The 19,774-nt window shown below is 64.9% G+C and carries 16 protein-coding genes; 9 read left to right on the top strand and 7 right to left on the bottom strand.

What is annotated here, in order from left to right:
• Both SE92_RS07900 and SE92_RS37085 read left to right on the top strand, forming a co-directional pair.
• Positions 1-825: RgsD C-terminal domain-containing protein (locus SE92_RS07900; RefSeq protein ID WP_063921211.1), on the top strand; the 825-nt coding region annotated here is incomplete at its 5' end.
• Between the two features lie 305 nt (positions 826-1,130).
• Positions 1,131-1,463 (top strand): hypothetical protein, encoded by a 333-nt coding sequence (locus SE92_RS37085; RefSeq protein ID WP_245324501.1) that lies wholly within the window; start codon positions 1,131-1,133, stop codon positions 1,461-1,463.
• 37 nt (positions 1,464-1,500) lie between these two features.
• Here SE92_RS37085 and SE92_RS07890 read toward each other — a convergent pair whose 3' ends face one another.
• The gene (locus SE92_RS07890) at positions 1,501-2,493 is read right to left on the bottom strand and encodes a zinc-dependent alcohol dehydrogenase family protein (RefSeq protein ID WP_198172582.1); all 993 of its coding nucleotides are present in this window, start codon (positions 2,491-2,493) and stop codon (positions 1,501-1,503) included.
• 104 nt (positions 2,494-2,597) lie between these two features.
• Between SE92_RS07890 and SE92_RS07885 the strand changes: the two genes are divergently transcribed.
• Both SE92_RS07885 and SE92_RS07880 read left to right on the top strand, forming a co-directional pair.
• The gene (locus SE92_RS07885) at positions 2,598-3,476 is read left to right on the top strand and encodes a LysR family transcriptional regulator (RefSeq protein WP_063195191.1); all 879 of its coding nucleotides are present in this window, start codon (positions 2,598-2,600) and stop codon (positions 3,474-3,476) included.
• Positions 3,477-4,417: 941 nt separating this feature from the next.
• Positions 4,418-6,880 (top strand): putative bifunctional diguanylate cyclase/phosphodiesterase, encoded by a 2,463-nt coding sequence (locus tag SE92_RS07880; protein ID WP_063195190.1) that lies wholly within the window; start codon positions 4,418-4,420, stop codon positions 6,878-6,880.
• Here SE92_RS07880 and SE92_RS07875 read toward each other — a convergent pair.
• The 3 genes from SE92_RS07875 to thrS form a co-directional block, all read right to left on the bottom strand.
• Entirely contained in the window at positions 6,866-8,134 is a 1,269-nt protein-coding gene (locus SE92_RS07875; RefSeq protein WP_063195189.1) for a serine hydrolase domain-containing protein, read from the bottom strand. The genes SE92_RS07880 and SE92_RS07875 overlap by 15 nt on opposite strands.
• A 63-nt stretch (positions 8,135-8,197) precedes the next feature.
• A complete protein-coding gene (locus SE92_RS07870) occupies positions 8,198-8,761 on the bottom strand; it encodes a nitroreductase family protein (protein WP_063195188.1) in 564 nt (187 codons plus the stop codon).
• Positions 8,762-8,854: 93 nt separating this feature from the next.
• Positions 8,855-10,897, bottom strand: a complete 2,043-nt coding sequence (thrS, locus tag SE92_RS07865) for a threonine--tRNA ligase (protein ID WP_063195187.1) — start codon at positions 10,895-10,897, stop codon at positions 8,855-8,857.
• A gap of 183 nt (positions 10,898-11,080) precedes the next feature.
• On the opposite strand from thrS, the gene SE92_RS07860 reads away from it, so the two are divergent.
• Both SE92_RS07860 and SE92_RS07855 read left to right on the top strand, forming a co-directional pair.
• On the top strand, positions 11,081-12,253 hold the full coding sequence (locus SE92_RS07860; RefSeq protein ID WP_063195186.1) for an MFS transporter: 1,173 nt from the start codon (positions 11,081-11,083) through the stop codon (positions 12,251-12,253).
• Between the two features lie 91 nt (positions 12,254-12,344).
• The gene (locus tag SE92_RS07855; protein WP_063195185.1) at positions 12,345-12,734 is read left to right on the top strand and encodes a hypothetical protein; all 390 of its coding nucleotides are present in this window, start codon (positions 12,345-12,347) and stop codon (positions 12,732-12,734) included.
• A 28-nt stretch (positions 12,735-12,762) separates the two neighbouring features.
• On the opposite strand, the gene SE92_RS07850 is transcribed toward SE92_RS07855, so the two are convergent.
• Complete coding sequence (locus SE92_RS07850) at positions 12,763-13,089, bottom strand: GrlR family regulatory protein (RefSeq protein WP_063195184.1); 327 nt, start codon at positions 13,087-13,089, stop codon at positions 12,763-12,765.
• A 178-nt stretch (positions 13,090-13,267) separates the two neighbouring features.
• On the bottom strand, positions 13,268-14,602 hold the full coding sequence (locus SE92_RS07845) for an alpha/beta hydrolase (protein ID WP_063195183.1): 1,335 nt from the start codon (positions 14,600-14,602) through the stop codon (positions 13,268-13,270).
• A 318-nt stretch (positions 14,603-14,920) separates the two neighbouring features.
• Here SE92_RS07845 and SE92_RS07840 point away from each other — a divergent pair, with 318 nt between their 5' ends.
• A complete protein-coding gene (locus tag SE92_RS07840; RefSeq protein WP_063195182.1) occupies positions 14,921-16,288 on the top strand; it encodes an APC family permease in 1,368 nt (455 codons plus the stop codon).
• A 14-nt stretch (positions 16,289-16,302) separates the two neighbouring features.
• Positions 16,303-17,502 (top strand): hypothetical protein, encoded by a 1,200-nt coding sequence (locus tag SE92_RS07835; protein WP_063203395.1) that lies wholly within the window; start codon positions 16,303-16,305, stop codon positions 17,500-17,502.
• 20 nt (positions 17,503-17,522) lie between these two features.
• Here the strand turns inward: SE92_RS07835 and SE92_RS07830 are convergent, their stop codons facing one another.
• Positions 17,523-18,083, bottom strand: a complete 561-nt coding sequence (locus tag SE92_RS07830; protein WP_063195181.1) for a helix-turn-helix domain-containing protein — start codon at positions 18,081-18,083, stop codon at positions 17,523-17,525.
• 357 nt (positions 18,084-18,440) lie between these two features.
• Between SE92_RS07830 and SE92_RS07825 the strand changes: the two genes are divergently transcribed.
• Positions 18,441-19,754, top strand: coding sequence for an MFS transporter (locus tag SE92_RS07825; protein ID WP_063195180.1), 1,314 nt, complete (start codon positions 18,441-18,443; stop codon positions 19,752-19,754).
• Positions 19,755-19,774: the final 20 nt, after the last annotated feature.

Here is a 19,774-nt window from a genome sequence, read left to right as displayed (position 1 = left end):
CCGAGCATGCCGCCGCCCGCGGTGTCGACCGTGCCGCCGGCCGCGCCGCTCAATGCGGCCGTGCCTGGGCAGGGCGTGCTGTCGCTGACCGCCAAATACGGCAAGGACACGCCGGCAATCACCAGCGGCCTAGTCTGGCGCGTGTTTGCCGACCGTCCCGACGAGAACGGCACCTTCAAGCTGATCCGCGAGGACCGCAACGCCTCGCCCAACATCGTGCTGCCGCCCGGCAATTACGTCGTGCACGTCGCCTTCGGCCTCGTCAGCGCGGTGCGCACCGTCAGCCTGAAGGCCGAGACCGACCGCGAATCCTTCGTGCTGCCGGCCGGCGGCCTGCGCATCGAGGGCCGGGTCGGCACCAGCCGTATTCCGCAGAACCAGATCTCGTTCGCGATCTACAAGGGCAGCCAGTTCGAATCCGGCGAGCGCGCCTCGCTGGTGCCGAACGTCGCCGCCGGCGACGTCGTGCTGTTGCCGGAGGGCACCTACTACATCATCTCCAACTATGGCGATGCCAATTCGGTGGTGCGCTCCGACATCCGCGTCCAGGTCGGCAAGCTCACCGATGTCACCATCACCCACCGCGCCGCCGTGATCACGCTCAAGCTGGTCAGCGACAGGGGCGGCGAGGCGCTCGCCAACACCGCCTGGTCGGTGCTGACCCCGGGCGGCGACGTCATCAAGGAATCGATCGGCGCCTTCCCGCGCGTGGTGCTCTCCGAAGGCGAATACCGCGCCATCGCCAAGAACGAGGGCAAGGTCTACGAGCGCGGCTTCAACGTCGTCAACGGCGTCGACGGCGAGGTCGAAGTCGTCGCGCGCTGATTGCGTGTCCCGCACGCGGTGCAGCACGAGACCGGCGCGATCACCGAAAGCACGGCGTTCGATGCGAGCGAATTCCGCAACATCGTACCGTGCTTCTCATCCAGCGCAAGAAAAGCCAATCAGACGCGTAGGCCGCTGACGCCCGCCATGGAAGTCCGGTGAGCATTTGCTTACCGGACCTTTCGCGCCCTCATACTGATTTGAATACCTGCCAGCGTTAACAGCTCGCGTCGAAGAGCCGGCAAGAACACCGGCAACGCCAGCTTATTCCGGAAGACGTCGCGCGTTCATCACAACGGTGCAAGATGCGTATTTCCGATCATCAATTTCATTCTCTTTCTATCCCGCTGCGCTATATGTCGGGCCTCCATCTTACGGGGGAGGCCGGAGCAGGCTTGTGCGTCTGCGAGACCGGCAAGGGGCAGGGGACCAAGCTCGTCGGCATGTTCGAAGTGATCCTCACCAGGCGCAAGCGGTTTGGTTGGCGATGGCAGGTGTGCGACCAGTCCGGCAAGATCTTTGCCGATGGCTTCGAGCGCACGCGGCCGTCCGCCAAATATCAGGGCGAGCGCGCGCTGTTCTTCCTGTTGTCGCAGGCTTACTTGCGCAACCGCTCCGCCGCGTCCAGCGAGGACTAGCGGCGGAGCACAGCTCCATCCGGGCTACAAGCTCACTTCAGATCTCGACGACCAGCTTGCCCTTGGCGGCGTGGTCGCGGATCAGTGCATAGGCCTCGCCGACGCTCTCCATCGTAAAACGCCTGGGGTCGAGCAGCGGCACCAGCTTGCCGGCCTCGACGAGGCGCGTGGCCTCCGTCATGATCTCCCCGTGATGGGCACGGCCTTCGCCCGACAGCAGCGGCAGCAGCGTGAAGACGCCGGAATAGGTGGCGGCGCGGAACGACAGCGGCGCAAGCGCATGTGTCCCCCAGCCGAGTGCACTCACCACATGGCCGAAGCGGCGAACCGCTTCAAAGGAGGCGTCGAGCACCTTGCCGCCGACGGTGTCGTAGACGATGTCGAAGCCGCGGCCGCCGGTATGCTGCGCAAGGTAGGCTTCGACCGGACTGTCGCGATCAATGAACACGGCGCCGAAGCCTTCGATGGTAGCGCGCTGCGACGCCGAGCCGGTCGCGAACACGTCTGCTCCGAACGCGCGCGCGATCTGGATCGCGACATGGCCGACGCCGCCCGCGCCGCCGTGGATCAAGACCTTCTGGCCGGCCTTCAACGCCGCGCGGTCGATCAGACCTTCCCAGGCCGTGATGACGATCAAGGGCAGGGCGGCAGCCTCCCGCATGCTGAGATTGGCGGGCTTCAATGCCAGGAGATCGGCATCGACGGCGGCGAATTCGGCCAGCGATCCCGGCACGCCGCCGACGCCACCGGTCATGCCGTAGACCTCGTCGCCGGCCTTGAACCGCGTTACCTCGCGCCCCGTGCGTTCGACGATCCCGGCAAGATCGATTCCGGGGATCGCCGGCAGCGGGTGGCGCGCATGCGCGGCGGCGCCGGCATGGATCTTGGTGTCGAGCGGATTGACCCCGCTCGCCCGCACCCGCACGAGCACCTCGCGCGGCCCGATCTCGGGTCTTGAAATCGTCGCGAGGCGTAAGGGGGTGTTGTGAGCCTCCAGGACGCCAGCGCGCATCGTCGATTGTGTCGTCATGACCATCTTGCTCCGTTGTCGGCCCCCAATATGCGCATGAAGTTTTGCATGGGAAGGAACAAGGTTGTACGGTCGTCATACAGTTTTGTATGATGGGGATTCCGATGGACTGGAGCGATCTGCGCATCTTCCTGGCGATCGCCCGCGAAGGCACGCTCGGCGCCGCCGCACGCAAGATCGGCCAGACCCAACCGACGATGGGCCGGCGGCTTCGCGCGCTCGAGACAGCGCTCGGACAGACATTGTTCCAGCGCACGGCGGATGGCTTCGTGCTGACCGACGAGGGCACCGCCGTGCTCCGCCACGCCGAGCGGATCGAGGACGAGGCGCTCGCGCTGGAGCGACATGTGTCGGGTGCGGAGACGCAGCTCGACGGCCTGTTGCGCCTGTCGTCGTCGGACTGGTTCGGGACGGTGATGCTGTCGCCGGTGATCGCCGCGTTCGGCAAGCGCCACCCCAAGGTGACGGTGGAGCTCCTGACCGATGCGCGGCTGTACAGTCTGCCGCGGCGCGAGGCCGATCTGGTCTTCCGCATCAAGCCGTTCAGCGAGCCCGAGGTGATCTCCAGAAAGCTGCTGCACATTCCCTACGCGCTCTATGGCAGGAAGGGCAGCAAGCCGCCGCGCGCCGGCGACGGCAGCGCTGTCCGCGTCGTCACCATGAATGCCGAGTTCGCCGACATGCCGGACGCGGTCTGGCTGAAGCGCACGCTGCCGAATGCGGAGGTCGCCTCGCGCAGCAACAACAGGCAGGCGCAGGCCGAGCTATGTGCGAGCGGCGGCGGATTGGCCGTGCTGCCGCGTCTGCTCGGCGATCGCGACCGCCGCCTAATCGCGCTCGACATCGGCACGACGCCGCCCGGCCGCGACACCTATGTCGGTTATCACCGCGATATGAAGCGCCTCGCCCGGCTGCGTGCCTTACTTGATCTCGTGATCGAGAGGTTGGCAGAACCGAGGGGCGTTGCCCGGGTGAGGGCGTAGCCCGGATGGAGCGCAGCGCAATCCGGGACCTTTGTGCGTCTGAGCGAGACTCCCGGATTACGCTGCGCTCCATCCGGGCTACCAGACCTTGCGTTACCCGACGGGCAAAACACCCAAGATGCCGGTCAATCCGCGCAAGTGAAAATATTCCACTTTACCGAATTTCGGAAAGGGCGTATGTGTCGCGTCAACCCGGCCCAACGAAGAGGGGCGTATCGCGATCGTCACGAACGCGGGCCGGGCGGCGGTGGGCGCAGATCGCATCGGCGCGAAGGGCTATTGCAGGGCGGGCAACCGTGAGCAGAGCCGTCGCGCGCACGACCGGTGTGATCGGCGTACGGCAAAATCGTGTGGTCCTGACGCCCGAGGTCTGGCGTCAAGTCTCGTGGTGATGTGCGGCCCGACCGGGCCACACGTCGGTCATCCGCAAGGCGACGGGGCAATAGTGCAACGCTCCCGAGGAGAGCACGCCATAAGCCGTTCCAACCACTGCGCAGGGAAGGCCGGGATGTCTCCGGTTGCCCTGTTCTCCGCTATGCGCAGCACACGCAGTCTGCCCTTGGCATAGCGGTCCACGGGAGCCAACTGGCTCCCGGCCTTCCTTGCGCCCTCTTTCCAAGGAGGGCGAAGCGATGAAGCAAAGCTCGGGCGAAACGCGCCGCGAGGATGCGAAGACGTGTCCATCGTTGAACGAAGCTCTCATGCCCCGGACGCAGCGCAGCGTCACTTCGACGGCGCGCTGCAGAGCCGGGGCCCATGCATCAGCGCGTCCGGGACACGCGCGCCGCCTTCGCATGATCGTCATAGTCTCTAACTCGCACTAACCAACACCCGACTTAAAACTGTCATAATCGCCGAATGGAACCCGCGCCTGCGGCGTTTTTACACGTCGTTAAGCGCACCTGCATTGGATGCGCCGGGAAAGTGCGTTGGGGACTGCCATGAATGCCGCGAAGAAGATGCCGGGAAAACCGGCCGCCGAAATGTTTGACGACATCCCGGTGCTTCAGCGCAAATGGCGTGCCGCGTTGAAGCCGGGCGAACGATTGCCGCGCTACGAGGACGTGATGCTCGGCAGCCTGGGACGGCTCGCCGATCACATCGCGCTGCTGCGGAGCGACGGCACGCTCGAACTGTCGCGCAGCGGACGCTACGTGCAGAAATGGCTCGGCGAGGAGCGCTGGGATATCCCCGTCGCCGAATTGTCGCCCGATTGCGCCATCGCGCTGTCGGAAGCGGCGACCATCGCGCTTGCCAACGGACGACCGCACCACGCCAGCGCGCATTGCGTGCGCGACGGCATGGTGCGGACCTACGATCTGCTGGCGCTGCCGACGGCCTCGCGCTGGGGCGCCACGCTGGTCGGCGCCTATATCAACGAATGCGGCACGCAGTACAATCTGCTGGACGCGATCTTCGCCTCGACCGACGACGCGGTGGTCTCGCTGGCGACCTTGCGCGATGCCAGCGGAAAGCCGTTCGATCTTCAGGTCGTGCATCACAACAACAGCGCGGGCGCGCTGCTGAAGGTTGCGACCGGAAGCCTGTTGTGGCGGCGGATCGGCGAGGGGACCACGCTGCTGGCCTTGCCCGAGGTCATGGACTTCCTGCTCAAGGTCGTCGCGGGCGGCCGCGGCGAGCAGCTCGAGATCGAGAGCGAGGGCCGGCATCTTCGCCTCAGCGCCACCGCCTTCGCCGATTTGGTCTCGCTGACGATTTCCGATGTCACTGCGTTGAAGCGGCGCGACGCCTCGTTCCGCCTGCTGTTCGACAACAACCCGATGCCGATGTGGGTGTTCGACGCGCAGACCAAGCAATTCCTCGGCGTCAACGACGCCGCGGTCCAGCATTACGGCTACAGCCGCGCCACCTTCCTGCGCATGAGGCTGCACGAGATCTGGCCGGAGGACGAGTGGGAGAGCCACGCCGAGGCGCTGGAGCGTGTCGGCGATGCCTATCATTCCTCGCGCAACTGGCGGCACTTGCGCGCCGACGGCAGCGAGATCGAGGTGCTCACCTTCGGCCGCCGCGTCGCCTTCGACGATCGCGACGGCTATCTGGTCGCGGTGGTCGACATCACCGAGCGGCGCAAGGCCGAGGCACGCATCGCGCACATGGCGCACCATGACGGCCTCACCGACCTGCCGAACCGCGAATATTTCCAGGAGCGCCTGAAGCAGGCGCTGGACCAGGCCGGGGACAAGCACGTCGGCGTGCTCTACATCGATCTCGACCTGTTCAAGAACATCAACGATTCCTTCGGCCATCCCGTGGGGGACCGCCTGCTCAAGGACGTCGCCGGGCGCCTGACCAATGCGGTCCGCGGCGCCAATCTGGCGGCCCGGCTCGGCGGCGACGAATTCGCGGTGATCCTCAGCGCGGACGTCTCGCCGAACGAGGCAAGCGCCTGTGCGAGCCTGTTGATCGACATGCTGAAGGCGCCCTACGATCTCGACGGTCAGGAGATGGTGATCGGCGCCAGCATCGGCATCGCGCTGTCGCCCGGTGACGGCACGACGCCGGAAGAGCTGATGCGAAACGCCGACATGGCGCTGTACCGGGCGAAGTCCGACGGCGGCGGCGTGCATCATTTCTTCGAGCGCGAGATGGACCTGCAGGCGCAGAAGCGCCGCGATATGGAGCTCGATCTGCGCCGTGCGTTCGCCAATGGCGAGTTCGAACTGCACTACCAGCCGCTGGTGTCGATCGCGTCCGACCGCATCTCCGGCTTCGAGTCGCTGCTGCGCTGGCGTCACCCAGACAAGGGCATGATCTCGCCGGCGGAGTTCATCCCGGTCGCCGAGGACATCGGCCTCATCACCCAGCTGGGGGAGTGGGTGCTGCGCGAAGCCTGCGCCGAGGCAGTGAAATGGCCTGCCGACGTCAAGGTCGCGGTCAATTTGTCGCCGGCGCAATTCCGCAGCCGCAATCTGGTGCAGATCGTGATCTCGGCCCTGGCGCAGTCCGGCCTGTCGCCGAAGCGGCTCGAGCTCGAAATCACCGAGTCGATCTTCCTGGCCGAGACCGACGCCAACCTTGCCATCCTGCATCAGTTGCGCGAGCTCGGCGTCGGCATTTCCATGGACGATTTCGGCACCGGCTATTCCAGCCTCAGCTATTTGCGCAGCTTTCCGTTCGACAAGATCAAGATCGACCGCTCGTTCGTGAAGGATCTGGCGGAGCGGCCCGATTGCGGCGCGATCGTGCGCGCGATCTCCGGGCTCGGCCGCAGCCTCAACATCACCACGACCGCCGAAGGCGTCGAGACCGAGGATCAGCTCGACTGGCTGCGTGCCGAAGGCTGCAACGAGGTGCAGGGTTTTCTGTTCAGCGCGGCGCGGCCCGCGGCCGAGATCGCAAAGCTGCTCGCCGATTTCGGCCAGCGTGCCTCACGGGCGGCGTAGCCCTTCGGGGTAGCAATCGTAGACCAGCGCCTTGAAGGCGGGCGTGATGCGGCTGCGCTCGTTCTGGGTCTGCTGCATCATGAGGTAGACCATGTCGAGCTTGGGATCGACGCCGAAATAGGTGCCGCTGCCACTGTCCCATTTCAACTCGCCGAGCGAGCCCGGCGGCGGCGGTTTGGCGTTGCCGGGATCGGTCCGCACCGCAAGGCCGTAGCCATAGCCGAAGCCGTCACCTGGAAAGTAGAAATAGTCGCGTCCGACGCCGGAGCCGTGTCCGATGTGATCGGTCGTCATCGCCTTGAACGCGGCGGGGCTGAGATAGCGCTTGCCCTCGAACTCGCCGCCATTGAGCAGCATCTGCGAGAAGCGCTGATAGTCGGTGATGGTCGAGAGCAGGCCGCCGCCGCCGGACTGCCATTCGGGATGGTCGAGGCGATCGCGCTCGCCGGCGAGCAGGATGAAATCGTTCGGCAATGGCCGCGCCATCCGCGCCAGCTCGTCCTCGGTCGCCAGCGCGAATTTGGTGCTGGTCATGCCGAGCGGATCGAAGATGCGTTGCTTCAGGAACTGATACAGCGTCTGGCCCGAGATGATCTCGATGACCGCGCCGAGCACGTCGGTGGAATGGCCGTAGCGCCACAGCGTTCCCGGCTGGCGCGCCAGCGGCAATTTCGCGATGCGATCGGCGAATTCCCTGTTGTTGAAGTGGCCTTCGAAGATGTTGGCGGCCTGGTAGGCCTGCTCGACCCATTTGCCGCCGATATAGTCGTAGCTGATGCCCGAAGTGTGCCGCAGCAGATCCTCGATGTTGACGGGACGGACCGGCGGCACGAGGTCGAGCTTCAGCTTGCCGTCGGGCAGCGTCACCTCGAGGCCGACCTTGGTGTCGGCAAACAGCGGGACGTATTTCGACACGGGGTCGGTGAGCGCGAGCTTGCCCTCGTCGATCAGCATCATCGCGCCGAGGCATGTGATCGGCTTGGTCATGGAGTGGATGGCGAAGATCGTGTCGGGCGTCATCGCAAGGCCCGTCCTGGTGTCGCGCACGCCGAAGGTCTTGAGGTAGACCGGCTTGCCGTGCTGCTGCACCAGGATCACGGCGCCCGGCAGCCGGCCGCTTGTGACCTCGTCGTTGAAAAACGCCGTGATGCGGTCGAGCCCCTCAGGCGAGGGGGCGGGGATGTCGGCGGCCCGGCCTCGCGCCATCGTGCCGGCAAGCAGCGCGGCACCGACCAGAAAATCACGACGCTTCATCCGACCTTCCTCCCATTGCGGGATCAAAGCCGCAAGACGCGAGAGGCGTCAACACAACATCGATTAAAAACGCGTCACGATTTCCGAAAGGAACGGTCGCGGACGGTCTTCGCTCGGCTTGGTCGGCTTGCCGATATGGACGAAGCCGGCGAGCTTTTCGTCCGGCTTGAGGCCGAGTCCGTCGAGCACGTCGCGATCGAACGAGAACCAGCCGGTCAGCCAGCAGGCGCCGTAGCCGAGCGCGGTCGCGGCCGTGACGATGTTCATGGCGCTGGCGCCCGCCGACAGTTCCTGCTCGAACGCCGGCACCTTCGGATGCGGCCGGGTGAAGCTGACGATGCCGATCACCAGTGGCGCGTCGGTGAGGCGCTTGCGCTCGATCTCGACGTCGGCCGCGGGCGCGCCGGGATTCTTTCGGGCAAAGACCTTGGCGATCACCTCGCCGGCGCGCTGGCGGGCATCACCCTCGAAAATGATGAAGCGCCAGGGCGCGAGCTTGCCGTGATCGGGCACGCGCGCCCCGATGGTGAGGATAGTCTCGAGCTCGGCCGGAGAGGGGCCAGGGCCAGTCATCTCGCGCGGCTTGACCGAGCGGCGGGTCTTCAGGAGTTCGATGGCGTCGGGCACTGCGATATCCTCTTCAAATGGCCTGCGGGCGTGCCATGCCGAGATAAGCATGCACGCCCGCAACCGGAAGCGAGTTTAGGTCGATTTCAGGGATCAGACGACGCCGCGCGCCCGCTTAACGTCCGGCGGCGTCGCCTCGTCGACCAGGGCGGCGATCGCCTCCTCGGTCGTCATCACCTTCTGGCCGTCGCTGCCGAGCCGGCGGACCGAGACCGAATGCGTCTCGGCCTCCTTTTTGCCGACCACGAGCAGCGCCGGGATCTTGGCCAGCGAGTGCTCGCGGACCTTGTAGTTGATCTTCTCGTTGCGCAGGTCGATCTCGACCCGAAGCCCGGCGCGCCGTGCCTGCTCCATCACCACCTTGGCGTATTCGTCGCCTTCCGAGGTGATGGTGGTGACCACCGCCTGCACCGGCGACAGCCAGAGCGGGAAGTTGCCGGCATAGTGCTCGATCAGGATGCCGATATAACGCTCCATCGAGCCGCAGATCGCACGGTGCACCATGACGGGCGGTTTCTTGCCGCCGTCATGGTCGATGTAGAACGCGCCGAACCGCTCCGGCAGGTTGAAGTCAACCTGCGTGGTGCCGCACTGCCAGTCGCGGCCGATGGCGTCGCGCAGCACGTATTCGAACTTCGGCCCGTAGAAGGCGCCTTCACCCGGATTGATCTCGGTCTTGATGTGGTTGCTCTGCGACTGGATTTCGCGCAGCACGGTGGCCATCACGCGTTCGGCGTGATCCCACATCTCGTCCGTGCCGACGCGCTTGTCCGGCCGCGTCGACAGCTTCACGGTGAGATCGCCGGTGAAGCCGAAATCGGCGTAGGTCGACAGGATCAGATCGTTGATCTTCAGGCACTCCTCGGCGAGCTGGTCCTCGGTGCAGAAGATATGCGCGTCGTCCTGGGTGAAGCCGCGCACGCGCATCAACCCGTGCATGGCGCCGGACGGCTCGTAGCGATGCACGACGCCGAACTCGGCGAGGCGCAGCGGCAGGTCGCGGTAGCTCTTCAGGCCGTGCTTGAAGATCTGCACGTGTCCGGGGCAGTTCATCGGCTTCAGCGCAAACCAGCGCTTGTCCTCGGCCTCGTCGCCGGCCGACTGCGCCGCGAACATGTTCTCGCGATACCAGCCCCAATGGCCCGAGGTCTCCCACAGCGACTTGTCGAGGATCTGCGGCGCGTTGACCTCGCTGTAATCGCCGGTCAGACGCCGGCGCATATAGGCGATCAGCTGCTGGAAGATGGTCCAGCCCTTGGCGTGCCAGAACACGACGCCCGGACCTTCCTCCTGGAAATGGAAGAGGTCGAGCTCACGGCCGAGCTTGCGATGGTCGCGCTTTTCCGCCTCCTCGATCTGCTTGAGATAAGCGTCGAGGTCTTCCTGCTTGGCGAAGGCGGTGCCGTAGATGCGCGTCAGCATCGGGTTGTTGCTGTCGCCGCGCCAATAGGCGCCGGCCACCTTCATCAGTTTGAAGGCGTTGCCGACCTTGCCGGTCGAGGTCATGTGCGGACCGCGGCACAGGTCGAACCAGTCGCCCTGATAGTAGATCTTGATCGGCTCGGTGCCGGGAATGGCATCGACCAGCTCGACCTTGAAGGCCTCGCCCTTGTCGCGGAATACCTGCTTGGTTTTCTCGCGATCCCAGACTTCCTTGGTGAAAGGCTTGTCGCGCGCGATGATCTCGCGCATCTTTTTCTCGATCGCGGCAAAGTCTTCCGGCGTGAACGGCTCGTTGCGGAAGAAGTCGTAATAGAAGCCGTTCTCGATCACCGGGCCGATGGTGACCTGCGTGCCGGGCCACAGCGTCTGCACGGCTTCGGCGAGCACGTGCGCGCAGTCGTGGCGGATCAATTCGAGCGCGCGCGGGTCGTCGCGATTGACGAACTCGATCTTGGCATCGGCCTCGATCGCATCGTTGAGATCGGCGACCGCGCCGTCGAGCGCCATCGCAACCGTGCGCTTGGCCAGCGACGGCGAGATGCCCTTGGCGATGTCGAGGCCGGTGATGCCGTGGTCGAATTGGCGCTGGGCGCCGTCCGGGAAGGTGAGGGTGACTTTGGCTGCGGGGGTCACGGGCTTCAGGTTGGAGAGGCTGTACTGGAATCCGGACTCGGATTTGGGCTGGTCGGTCATTGCTTTACTCCTGAGGCTCACTCCTGCGAACGAGCGCAGGTAAGCGGGAACGAGCGATATATCAGGCGATTCGGCCTGCGCAATCCGGCAATTCCAAGAAAATCGGCGCAGAAAGCGGCGCGCATACGAACTATTTCCCGCGGGCCCTTTAACAGGCTGGTCGGTTGCTCTACATGCACCTGCATGGAAAATGCACGTGCCCGGCGTTTTGCGCCAACCGCCCTGATGCTTGGCAATCTCGTCACCGGCTGCTCGGTGCTGGCCCCGGCGGGCATGCTGCCGGAGCTGGCGAGGGGACTCGACGTCAGCATCCATGCGGCCGGGCTGCTGATCACCTTCGGCGCGGTGACGCTGTGCATCGGCTCGCCGCTGACGGCCTGGCTGACCAGTCGCATCGACCGCCGGACGTTGCTCACGACGACGCTGGCGGTGCTGGCGCTGGGCAATCTCGCCTCGGCCTTTGCGCCCGACTACACCAGCCTCCTTGTCATCCGTCTCGTGATGCTCGCGGTCGGTGCGCTCTACACGCCGCAGGCCGCCGGCACCGCGGCGCTGATCGTGCCGGCCGAGCGGCGCGGCAGTACCATCGCGTATATCTTTCTCGGCTGGTCGCTCGCTGCCGCCGTCGGCCTGCCGCTGATCACCGTCATCGCCAGCCGCTATGGCTGGCGCGCGGCCTATGGCGAGATCGGTGTGCTCGGCTGCATCAGCTTCGTGCTGTTGCTGCTGCGCCTGCCGGCAGGTCTGAAGGGCGCGCCGGTGGACTTGAAGACCTGGCGCGCGGTCGGCGGCAACACGACGATTCTGCTGCTGCTTGCGATCACCATGCTGCAAATGTCGGGGCAGTTCGTGGTGTTCACCTTCATGGGCCCGCTGCTTGGCAAGCTCACCGGCGCCGGCCCCGATGCGATCGGCACGGTGTTCGCGCTCTACGGCATCTGCGGCTTCCTCGGCGTCGTCTTCGCCACCCGCATTGTCGATGGCTGGGGTCCTTATCGCACCTCGCTGCTGTTCACCTGCCTGCTGCTTGCGGGGGTGACGGGCTGGGCGATCGGCGCGGGCACGCTTGCGCTCATGACGTGCGGGGTTGCGGTGTGGGGCCTCGGCTTTGCCTCGACCAATTCGATGCAGCAGGTCCGGCTGGTGGCCGCCGCACCGCCGCTGGCATCGGCGACCGTCGCGCTCAATACCTCCGTCCTCTATATCGGTCAGGCGGTCGGCTCCGCCATCGGCGGCCTGTTGTTCGCCCGCGAGCTCCTGCACACGCTTGGCTTCGTCGCGGTCGGTTTCGTCGCGGTGGCGCTGATCCTGTTGGTCCTGACCCGGCCCCGGCCGGTCGCGCTCGCCGCGGCCTGACGCCGGAGTTTTCGTGTGCGCAAGGTGCTTGGCAAACCGCGCGCGGGAGCGCTAGAAGGCGAGGCATGGGGACCAAAGAGAGTTGACTGAGATGAGGATGATTCTGGCGGTTGCCGCGGTGCTCTATTCAGCCTCCGCGTTTGCGCAAGCCGACAAGCCACCGATGGTCGGGGACAAGCCGCTGGTGCAGGTCAAGCCCAAGGGGACTAAGGCGGGGACCAAGGAAGCGGCGGCGAAGCCCGCCGCGGCGCCGAAAGGCAAGCCGCAATCGATCGCGGTGCGGCTCCAGGCCTGCCTCGAACTCGACGATGGCACCAAGGACCGGCTCAACTGCTACGATGCCATCATCCCGCCGACGCCGAAGCCGAAGCCGGCCAAGGCCAAGGGCTACGCCGACTGCCGCTTCCTCAAGGAAGAGGACGAGCGGCTGGCCTGCTTCAACGGCTTTGCCGAGAGCATTCCGAAGCTGCCCAAGAGCTAAGGCTGCATGACGTCGGACAGGCCGAGGCTCAGTCGCTGATCCGGCTGAGCACGGCCCGGAAGGCGACGCCCGGTGCCTGCAGCGCGTTGCCTTCGAATTCCGCGGTGTCGCCGTCCTCCCGTCCGGCGAGCGCCAGCGTGATCCGGTCGAGGCCGAACAGCGCCTTGAAGGACGGGTCGTCGTTGTAGCGCTGGGTCGAGATCTTGACCTTGATGCTGTCGCCTTCGCCCGTGTAGGTGCCGATGAAGGCGAAAGCGGAATTGCCCCCGCGCATCCGGCCCTCCGTCACATAGACGACGCCGCAGCCCGTTCCGTGCACGGTGTGGAAGTCGACCTTGTACAATCCCTGACGCACTGCCTGTCCCCGCAGAATTCAAATCACGACGTGGCCGGCAAGTTATGGCCGTTGCCGGTGGAAACAATCCGGCGGCTTCCGGGGATGTCAGCCATCAACATCACATTTTGATCAAAGCCTGAGGCAATTACGGGCAGCGCAGTCAAATCCCGACTGGCGCAATATTGCGAGAGTACGCTTAGCGGCTCGATACTGATGGGCTGGTGGCGGCCACGCGCGTCAGGGCCAGCGCCGGCGTTGCCGACATCTTCACCAGCACGTCCTTGAGCGGATCCCGCGTCCAGGCGCGGGTGACGTAGTCGCGATGGGTGATGCCGTCGCCGGTCTCGACGAACACGACGCTGCCTGGACGCAAGGGGCCATCCATGTCCTCGGCGACGCTGATGCCCTTCTGGCGGAGCGTGCTCATCAGCTCGCGGTCGCGCCGCGCCGTGCCGCGGGTGTAGGCGCTGACGAAGAAGCCGGAGCGGTGGCTCTCGATCCAGGATGCGAACTTGTCCATCTCGCCATAGACGGCATCGAGCAGCACGACGCCGCGAACGCGGTCGCTGATGCCGCCGACCTCCAGGCTCCAGGCTGTCGGCAGGAAGCCGCCGCTATAGCCGACGATCACGATCGGCATGCTGGCGAAAGCGCGGGCGCTGTTGGGATCGCCGGTGGCGCGGGCGAGGTGCTCGGCCGATTCCGCCATGAAGCGCTTGAAGCCGCCCGGTTGCCAGAATTTGCCGGCGCTGGAATCGGCTGCATCGACCGCCATCTGCGGGGCAAGCAGCACGGCGTTGGCGCCGGAATCGGTGATCTGCTTGGGCACCAGCTGGCGATCGCGCACGTCGCGCTCGAGCGTTGCGCCGTTGCCATGGAAGAACACCACGATCACGCCGGGCTTGCGCACGTCGAAATGCTCGGGCACGTGCATCAGCACGCGGCTGTCGTTGTAGGTCTCGTCCTGCCAGAACACGCGACCGGAATAGCTGCGATGACCGCGGCGGTCGCCCTTGGAGATGTTGAGGAAGGGCGCGTCGGAGGCGGGGTTGTTGCCGAAATAGGGGAAGGCCGACGACTTCATGCTGACGAGGGTTGTCAAATCGTCGCGTGGCGAGCGCTTGTAGGGAAGCTGCGGCTCCAGCGAAGCGACCTTGTAGGGAGCCTGTTCCGGCGGTTGCTGCTGCACGGCGCGCTTGGGCGAGAAGTCCGACATCTGCCGTTGCAGCAAGCTCTCACTGGCCGAGGGGAAGCGCTCCCTGAATTGCGGAGCGGGAAAGCGATCCTCGAACGTGTCGCCGCTTGCCACTTGCTGGTTGGTTTTCGCGACGACCTGACTGCCCCCTTGGACATTGGCCTGCGAGTTCGCCGCGAGTGCTGCCGGGTTCGGCGCCTTGCCGCATTGAACCAGTGTCAGCGACAGCGGCACCAAGGCTGAGACGAGGCCAAGCCGGAGCGCACGACCGCGCCGACCGGACGGCGTCCGATCGGCACGACTGTCAGCTCTCAGTTTCGGAACGGCCCCGACCATCCACCCATGACCTCAAGTCACGAACCATCGGCAATCTCAAGACAATTGAGCCGATGGGCGTTTAGGCGACGTTAAGCGTCCGGAGAACTTCCCCACATCCGGAACGCTCAAAAGGACCATGCAATCGTGTCCTGATTGTGGGGACGGGGAACGGGATTTCCCGGGGCATACGCAGCTTTTTCGCCGGGGTTGGGAATATGCGGTGCTCAAATACCCGTTTCCGCCGCCTCATTTAACCCTTGTTAACCCTGCTTGAATTGACTGGGCCAAACTGCACGATGCGCCCGAAAGGCATGACGCCTGAGGTTAAGGACCCCGATGACGGCATCAGATGCGGGAACGGCGCCCTGGACGAGCCGACTGCCAGGCAGCGGGACCGGGGTCTCGGTTCTGGTCGCAACCGCCATCGTCGTGGCCGACATGATCGGGGTCGGCGTCTTCACCAGCCTCGGCTTCCAGGTCAAGGACATCCCGTCCGGCTTCTCGATCCTGTTGCTGTGGACCGTCGGCGGCGTCGTCGCGCTCTGCGGGGTGTTCGCCTATAGCGAGCTCGGGGCGATGTTTCCGCGCTCGAGCGGCGAGTACAATTTCCTCGGCCGTGCCTATCATCCGGCCTTCGGCTTTCTCGCCGGCTGGGTGTCGGCGACGGTGGGCTTCGCGGCGCCGGTCGCGCTCGCCGCGATGGCGTTCGGTGAATACGCCAAGTCGGTCGTGCCCGATCTGCCGCCGATTCCGCTCGCCATCGCCGTGGTGTGGCTGGTCTCGCTCGTCCAACTGACCGGGGTCCGGCACTCCTCGACCTTCCAGCTGATCTCGACGGTCATCAAGGTCGTGCTGATCGTCGCCTTCCTGGTCGCCGGCTTCGTCATCGCTGTCCCGCAGCCGATCGCGTTCACGCCGCAGCCGGGCGATCTCGCCCACATCGTCAGCGCGCCCTTCGCGATCGGGCTGGTCTTCGTGATGTATTCGTTCTCCGGGTGGAATGCCGCGACCTACATCATCGGTGAGATGAACATGCCGCAGAGGAATCTGCCGCGCGCTTTGCTGACGGGCACGCTGATCGTGCTCGTGCTCTATGTCGCGTTGAATGCGGTGTTTCTCCATTCGACGCCGGTCGGGGCGCTCGCCGGTCAGCTCGACGTTGCCAGCGTTGCCGGCAGCGCGATCTTCGGCAGTCTCGGCGGCCGCATCGTCGGCGCCATGATCTGCGTCGGCCTGATCTCCTCGATCTCTGCGATGATGTGGATCGGCCCGCGCGTGATGATGACGATGGGGGAGGACATTCCGGCGCTACGGGTGTTCTCGAAGCGATCGACGAGCGGCGCACCGGCCTATGCCATCCTGTTTCAGCTCGCGGTCGCCAATCTGCTGCTGTTCACGCGCAGCTTCGAGGCGGTGCTCGACTTCATCCAGTTCGCGCTGCTGTTCTGTTCGTTCTTCACGGTCGCCGGCGTCATCAAGCTGCGCATCACCGATCCTGACATCCCCAGGCCCTATCGCGCCTGGGGATACCCGTTCACGCCGCTGCTTTTCCTGCTCGTGACCGCCTTCATGATGTACTACCTGTTGACCGAGCGTCCCGTGCAGTCGTTGTCGGGGATGCTCGTCATGCTCTTCGGCTTGTTGATTTATGCTGTTTTCCGCAGGCGGCCGGTCGCCGCTGGCAATTCAAACGATCGCGTATAGACATGTTTCGCCCCATGAGAATTGCGGCCGTCGTCCTCGCCTTGATGGCTGCGGGCGTCGCGTCCGCGCGCGCCGCCGACGCCACCTTCGATGACACCGCGCGCTTCCTCGCGGGCATGCAGCCTTCGGCGGACTCGCCGCTGACGCCGTTGACGAAGGAGCCGGGCTGGCAGCGTCATGCAAAATTCTTCGACGGCGCCTTCGCCCAGCTCGAGCAGCGCCAGCTCTCGAAGATCCGCACCTGGTCCGACGTCAATCTGGCCGCACCGCGGCCGACCATGTTCTACCTGTTCAGCGGTCCGGACTTCCTCTACGCCAACGCGTTCTATTCCAAGGCCAGCACCTACGTGCTCGGCGCGCTGGAGCCGGTCGGCGCCGTGCCCGATCTGACCCGGCTGCCGCGTGGCTCGGTCGGTGCCGCGCTCTACAATGTGGAGCGTTCACTCGGCTCGATCCTGAGCTTCTCTTTCTTCATCACCAAGCAGATGAAGGTCGACCTGCACACCAACCAGGTCAACGGCACCTTGCCGATCCTCTATGTCTTTCTCGCGCGCTCCGGAAAGACCATCCGCAACGTCGAAACGATCGCGCTCGACGACAAGGGAGGGCTCCATGTCGGCGACGACAATCCGGGGCGTAACGCGACGCGCGGCGTCCGCATCACCTTTGCAGGCCCCGATGGCGAAGCGCGCACGCTGTATTACTTCTCGACCGACCTTTCCAATGCCGGCGCGCGCAACACCGGCTTCCTGAAATTCTGCGAGACGCTGGGGCCCGGCAACAGCCTGCTCAAGAGTGCATCCTATCTGCTGCACAAGAGCGACTTCGCGGTGGTCCGCGACTGGCTGCTCGCCAACAGCGCCACCATCATCCAGGACGATTCCGGCATTCCACTTGCGAATTACAGCGCCAGGCAATGGCGGTTCTTCCCGTTCGGCCGCTATCTCGGGCCGATCGGCGAATTCCCCGGCCGCTACCAGGAGCGCTACGCCGAATTGTTCACGCGAGCCCAGCCGATTGATTTCGGCGTCGGCTACCGCTGGCGGATGCATGAATCCAATTTGCTGCTGTCGGTGAGGGTGCCGGGCAGCGAGACCGCACCGGCGCCGGACACAGTTTCGTCCGCCGAGCCGGCGACGAAGCCGCGTCCGAAACGGCCCCGTCCGCCCGAATCCGTCCCGCCATCATCCGGACGGTCTTTCTGGTTCCGTTAGGATGCGCCGAGGCTCGACCGTCAGGTCGGGCTCTGGGCCACGACGACCAGCACCTCCGCCTTCTGCCGGCCGAGGCTCCTGACCTCGTGCGGGGTCTCGCCTGAAAAATACAGGCAGTCGCCTTTGCCGAGGGTGAGCTCCTCGCCGTCGAGCTTGATCGCGATCTTGCCGTTGATGACGAACAGCAGTTCTTCGCCCGCGTGCGAGGCCCGCGTCGCCGCCTTGTGCGGCGGGCTCAGCAGGAACGGCTCCATCATCTTGCGGGTGCGGCCCGTGACCAGCGGGACCACGCCAAAGGTGTCCTGGAACAGGGGCACATCGCCGCCTTCGCGGCGGAACAGCGTGTAGCGCGGTGCGGGCTCGGCGTTGGGGTCGAAGAAGTTCGCGACATTGACTTCGAGCGCCGCGGCCATCCGCAGCAGCGCGGCGAGCGAGGGGACCTTGAGATTGCGCTCGACCAGCGAAATGTAGCCGCGCGTGAGATCGCTCTGCTTCGCAAGCTGGTCCAGCGTCAGGCCCTTGGCGATCCGCGCCTGGCGGATATTGGCCCCGACTGCCGTCGCTTTGCTGACGTCAAGCACGCATGAGTCTCCCGAACGCTGAGGCTCCTTTTGCAACAGATGCGGCCGAACCGCCAGCCCGGCGCCCTGGATCGGGCGATCCGGTCGCTCGCAAGCGTATTCCAAGGGAAAACTTATGCGCGGAAATATAGAGCATGGCCGCGGATAATGTGAGCATGTTTGCTGGTATATCGCGAAAAATCGCTAAAAAATAATGCATTTTGAGCTGCGTGCCTCGATCGTCGGCATTTGCCGCGTCCCGCGGCGTTGATTTCTGTTGGTAAACATGATCGATTTTTACCGTCCGCATGGGCCGATGGGCTCCGCGGACAGAGCCAAAAGCTTCCCCGTGGTGCCGGTACCTTTCTGGAGAGATAGATGACCGTAGCAGACGACGTAACCCTGAACGTAGCGCCGGACGAGGCGGCGAGCTTGCGGCGGATCCTGTGGTCGAGTGTGATCGGCACCGCTGTCGAGTGGTACGACTTCCTGATTTACGGCGCGGCGACCGCGCTGGTGTTCAACAAGGTGTTCTTCGCCGCCGGCAACCCCACGCTCGCCACCATCGCGGCCTTCGGCACCTATGCCGTCGGATTCCTGGCGCGGCCGCTTGGCGCTGCGATCTTCGGCCATTACGGCGACCGGGTCGGGCGCAAGGCGATGCTCGCGGTCACCATCATGGTGATGGGCATCGGCACTTTCCTGATCGGCCTGCTTCCGACCTACCAGCAGATTGGCATCGCCGCACCGCTGCTCCTTATCGGCTTGCGCTTGCTCCAGGGCATCGGCCTCGGCGGCGAGTGGGGCGGGGCGGTGCTGATGGTGGTAGAGAATTGCCCGACGCATCGTCGCGGCTTGCTCGGCAGCATGGTGCAGGTCGGCAATCCGATCGGCAATCTCGCGGCGATCGGCATGTTCGCGCTTGTAGCGAGCCTGCCGGAGAGCGACTTCATGGCCTATGGCTGGCGCATTCCGTTCCTGCTCTCGATCCTGCTGGTGGGCGTTGGCCTCTATATCCGCCTCAACATGGAGGAGACTGCGGCCTTCCGTCAGGTCCAGGCGAAGAAGGACGTTGCAAAACTGCCGGTGATAGAGATCTTCAAGCATCATCGCAGGCCGTTCTTCACGGCGGTCGGGCTGAAGATCTCGGAGATCGCCTATGCCAGCATCGGTGGGGTGTTCGTGATGTCCTACGCCACGGCCAATCTCGGCCTGTCACGCACGGTGGTGCTGAACGGCGCCTTCACGGCCTCGTTGGTCGCGCTGTTCGCCATTCCCCTGTTCGGCTGGCTGTCCGACTTGCTTGGCCGCAAGACCATGTTCTATGCGAGCTGCATGTTCTCGGCGCTGTTTGCGTTCCCGCTGTTCTGGCTGCTCGACACCCGCGATCCCACCGTTGTGATTTGCACCATCGTGGTTGCGATCACCTTCGGCCAAATGGTGATGTTCGGTATCGGCGCGCCCTGGTACTCGGAGCTGTTTTCCGCGCGGCTGCGTTATAGCGGTGCCTCGCTCGGTTTTCAGGTCGGTGCAGCGATCAGCGGCGGGTTGACGCCGCTGATCGCGGCGTCTCTGATGGCGTGGAGCGGCGGTGCCACCTGGCCGGTCTCGCTGCTGCTGATTGCTTGCGCCGCCATCACCGCGACCGCGACCACGTTCGCGCCGGAGATGGCGAACAAGGAACTGACCTGATCCCCGGCGCGCCGCCTCTG

This window comes from Bradyrhizobium sp. AT1, assembly GCF_001590795.1.
Taxonomy (GTDB): Bacteria; Pseudomonadota; Alphaproteobacteria; order Rhizobiales; family Xanthobacteraceae; genus Bradyrhizobium.
This window is presented reverse-complemented; position numbering and strand designations above follow the sequence as displayed.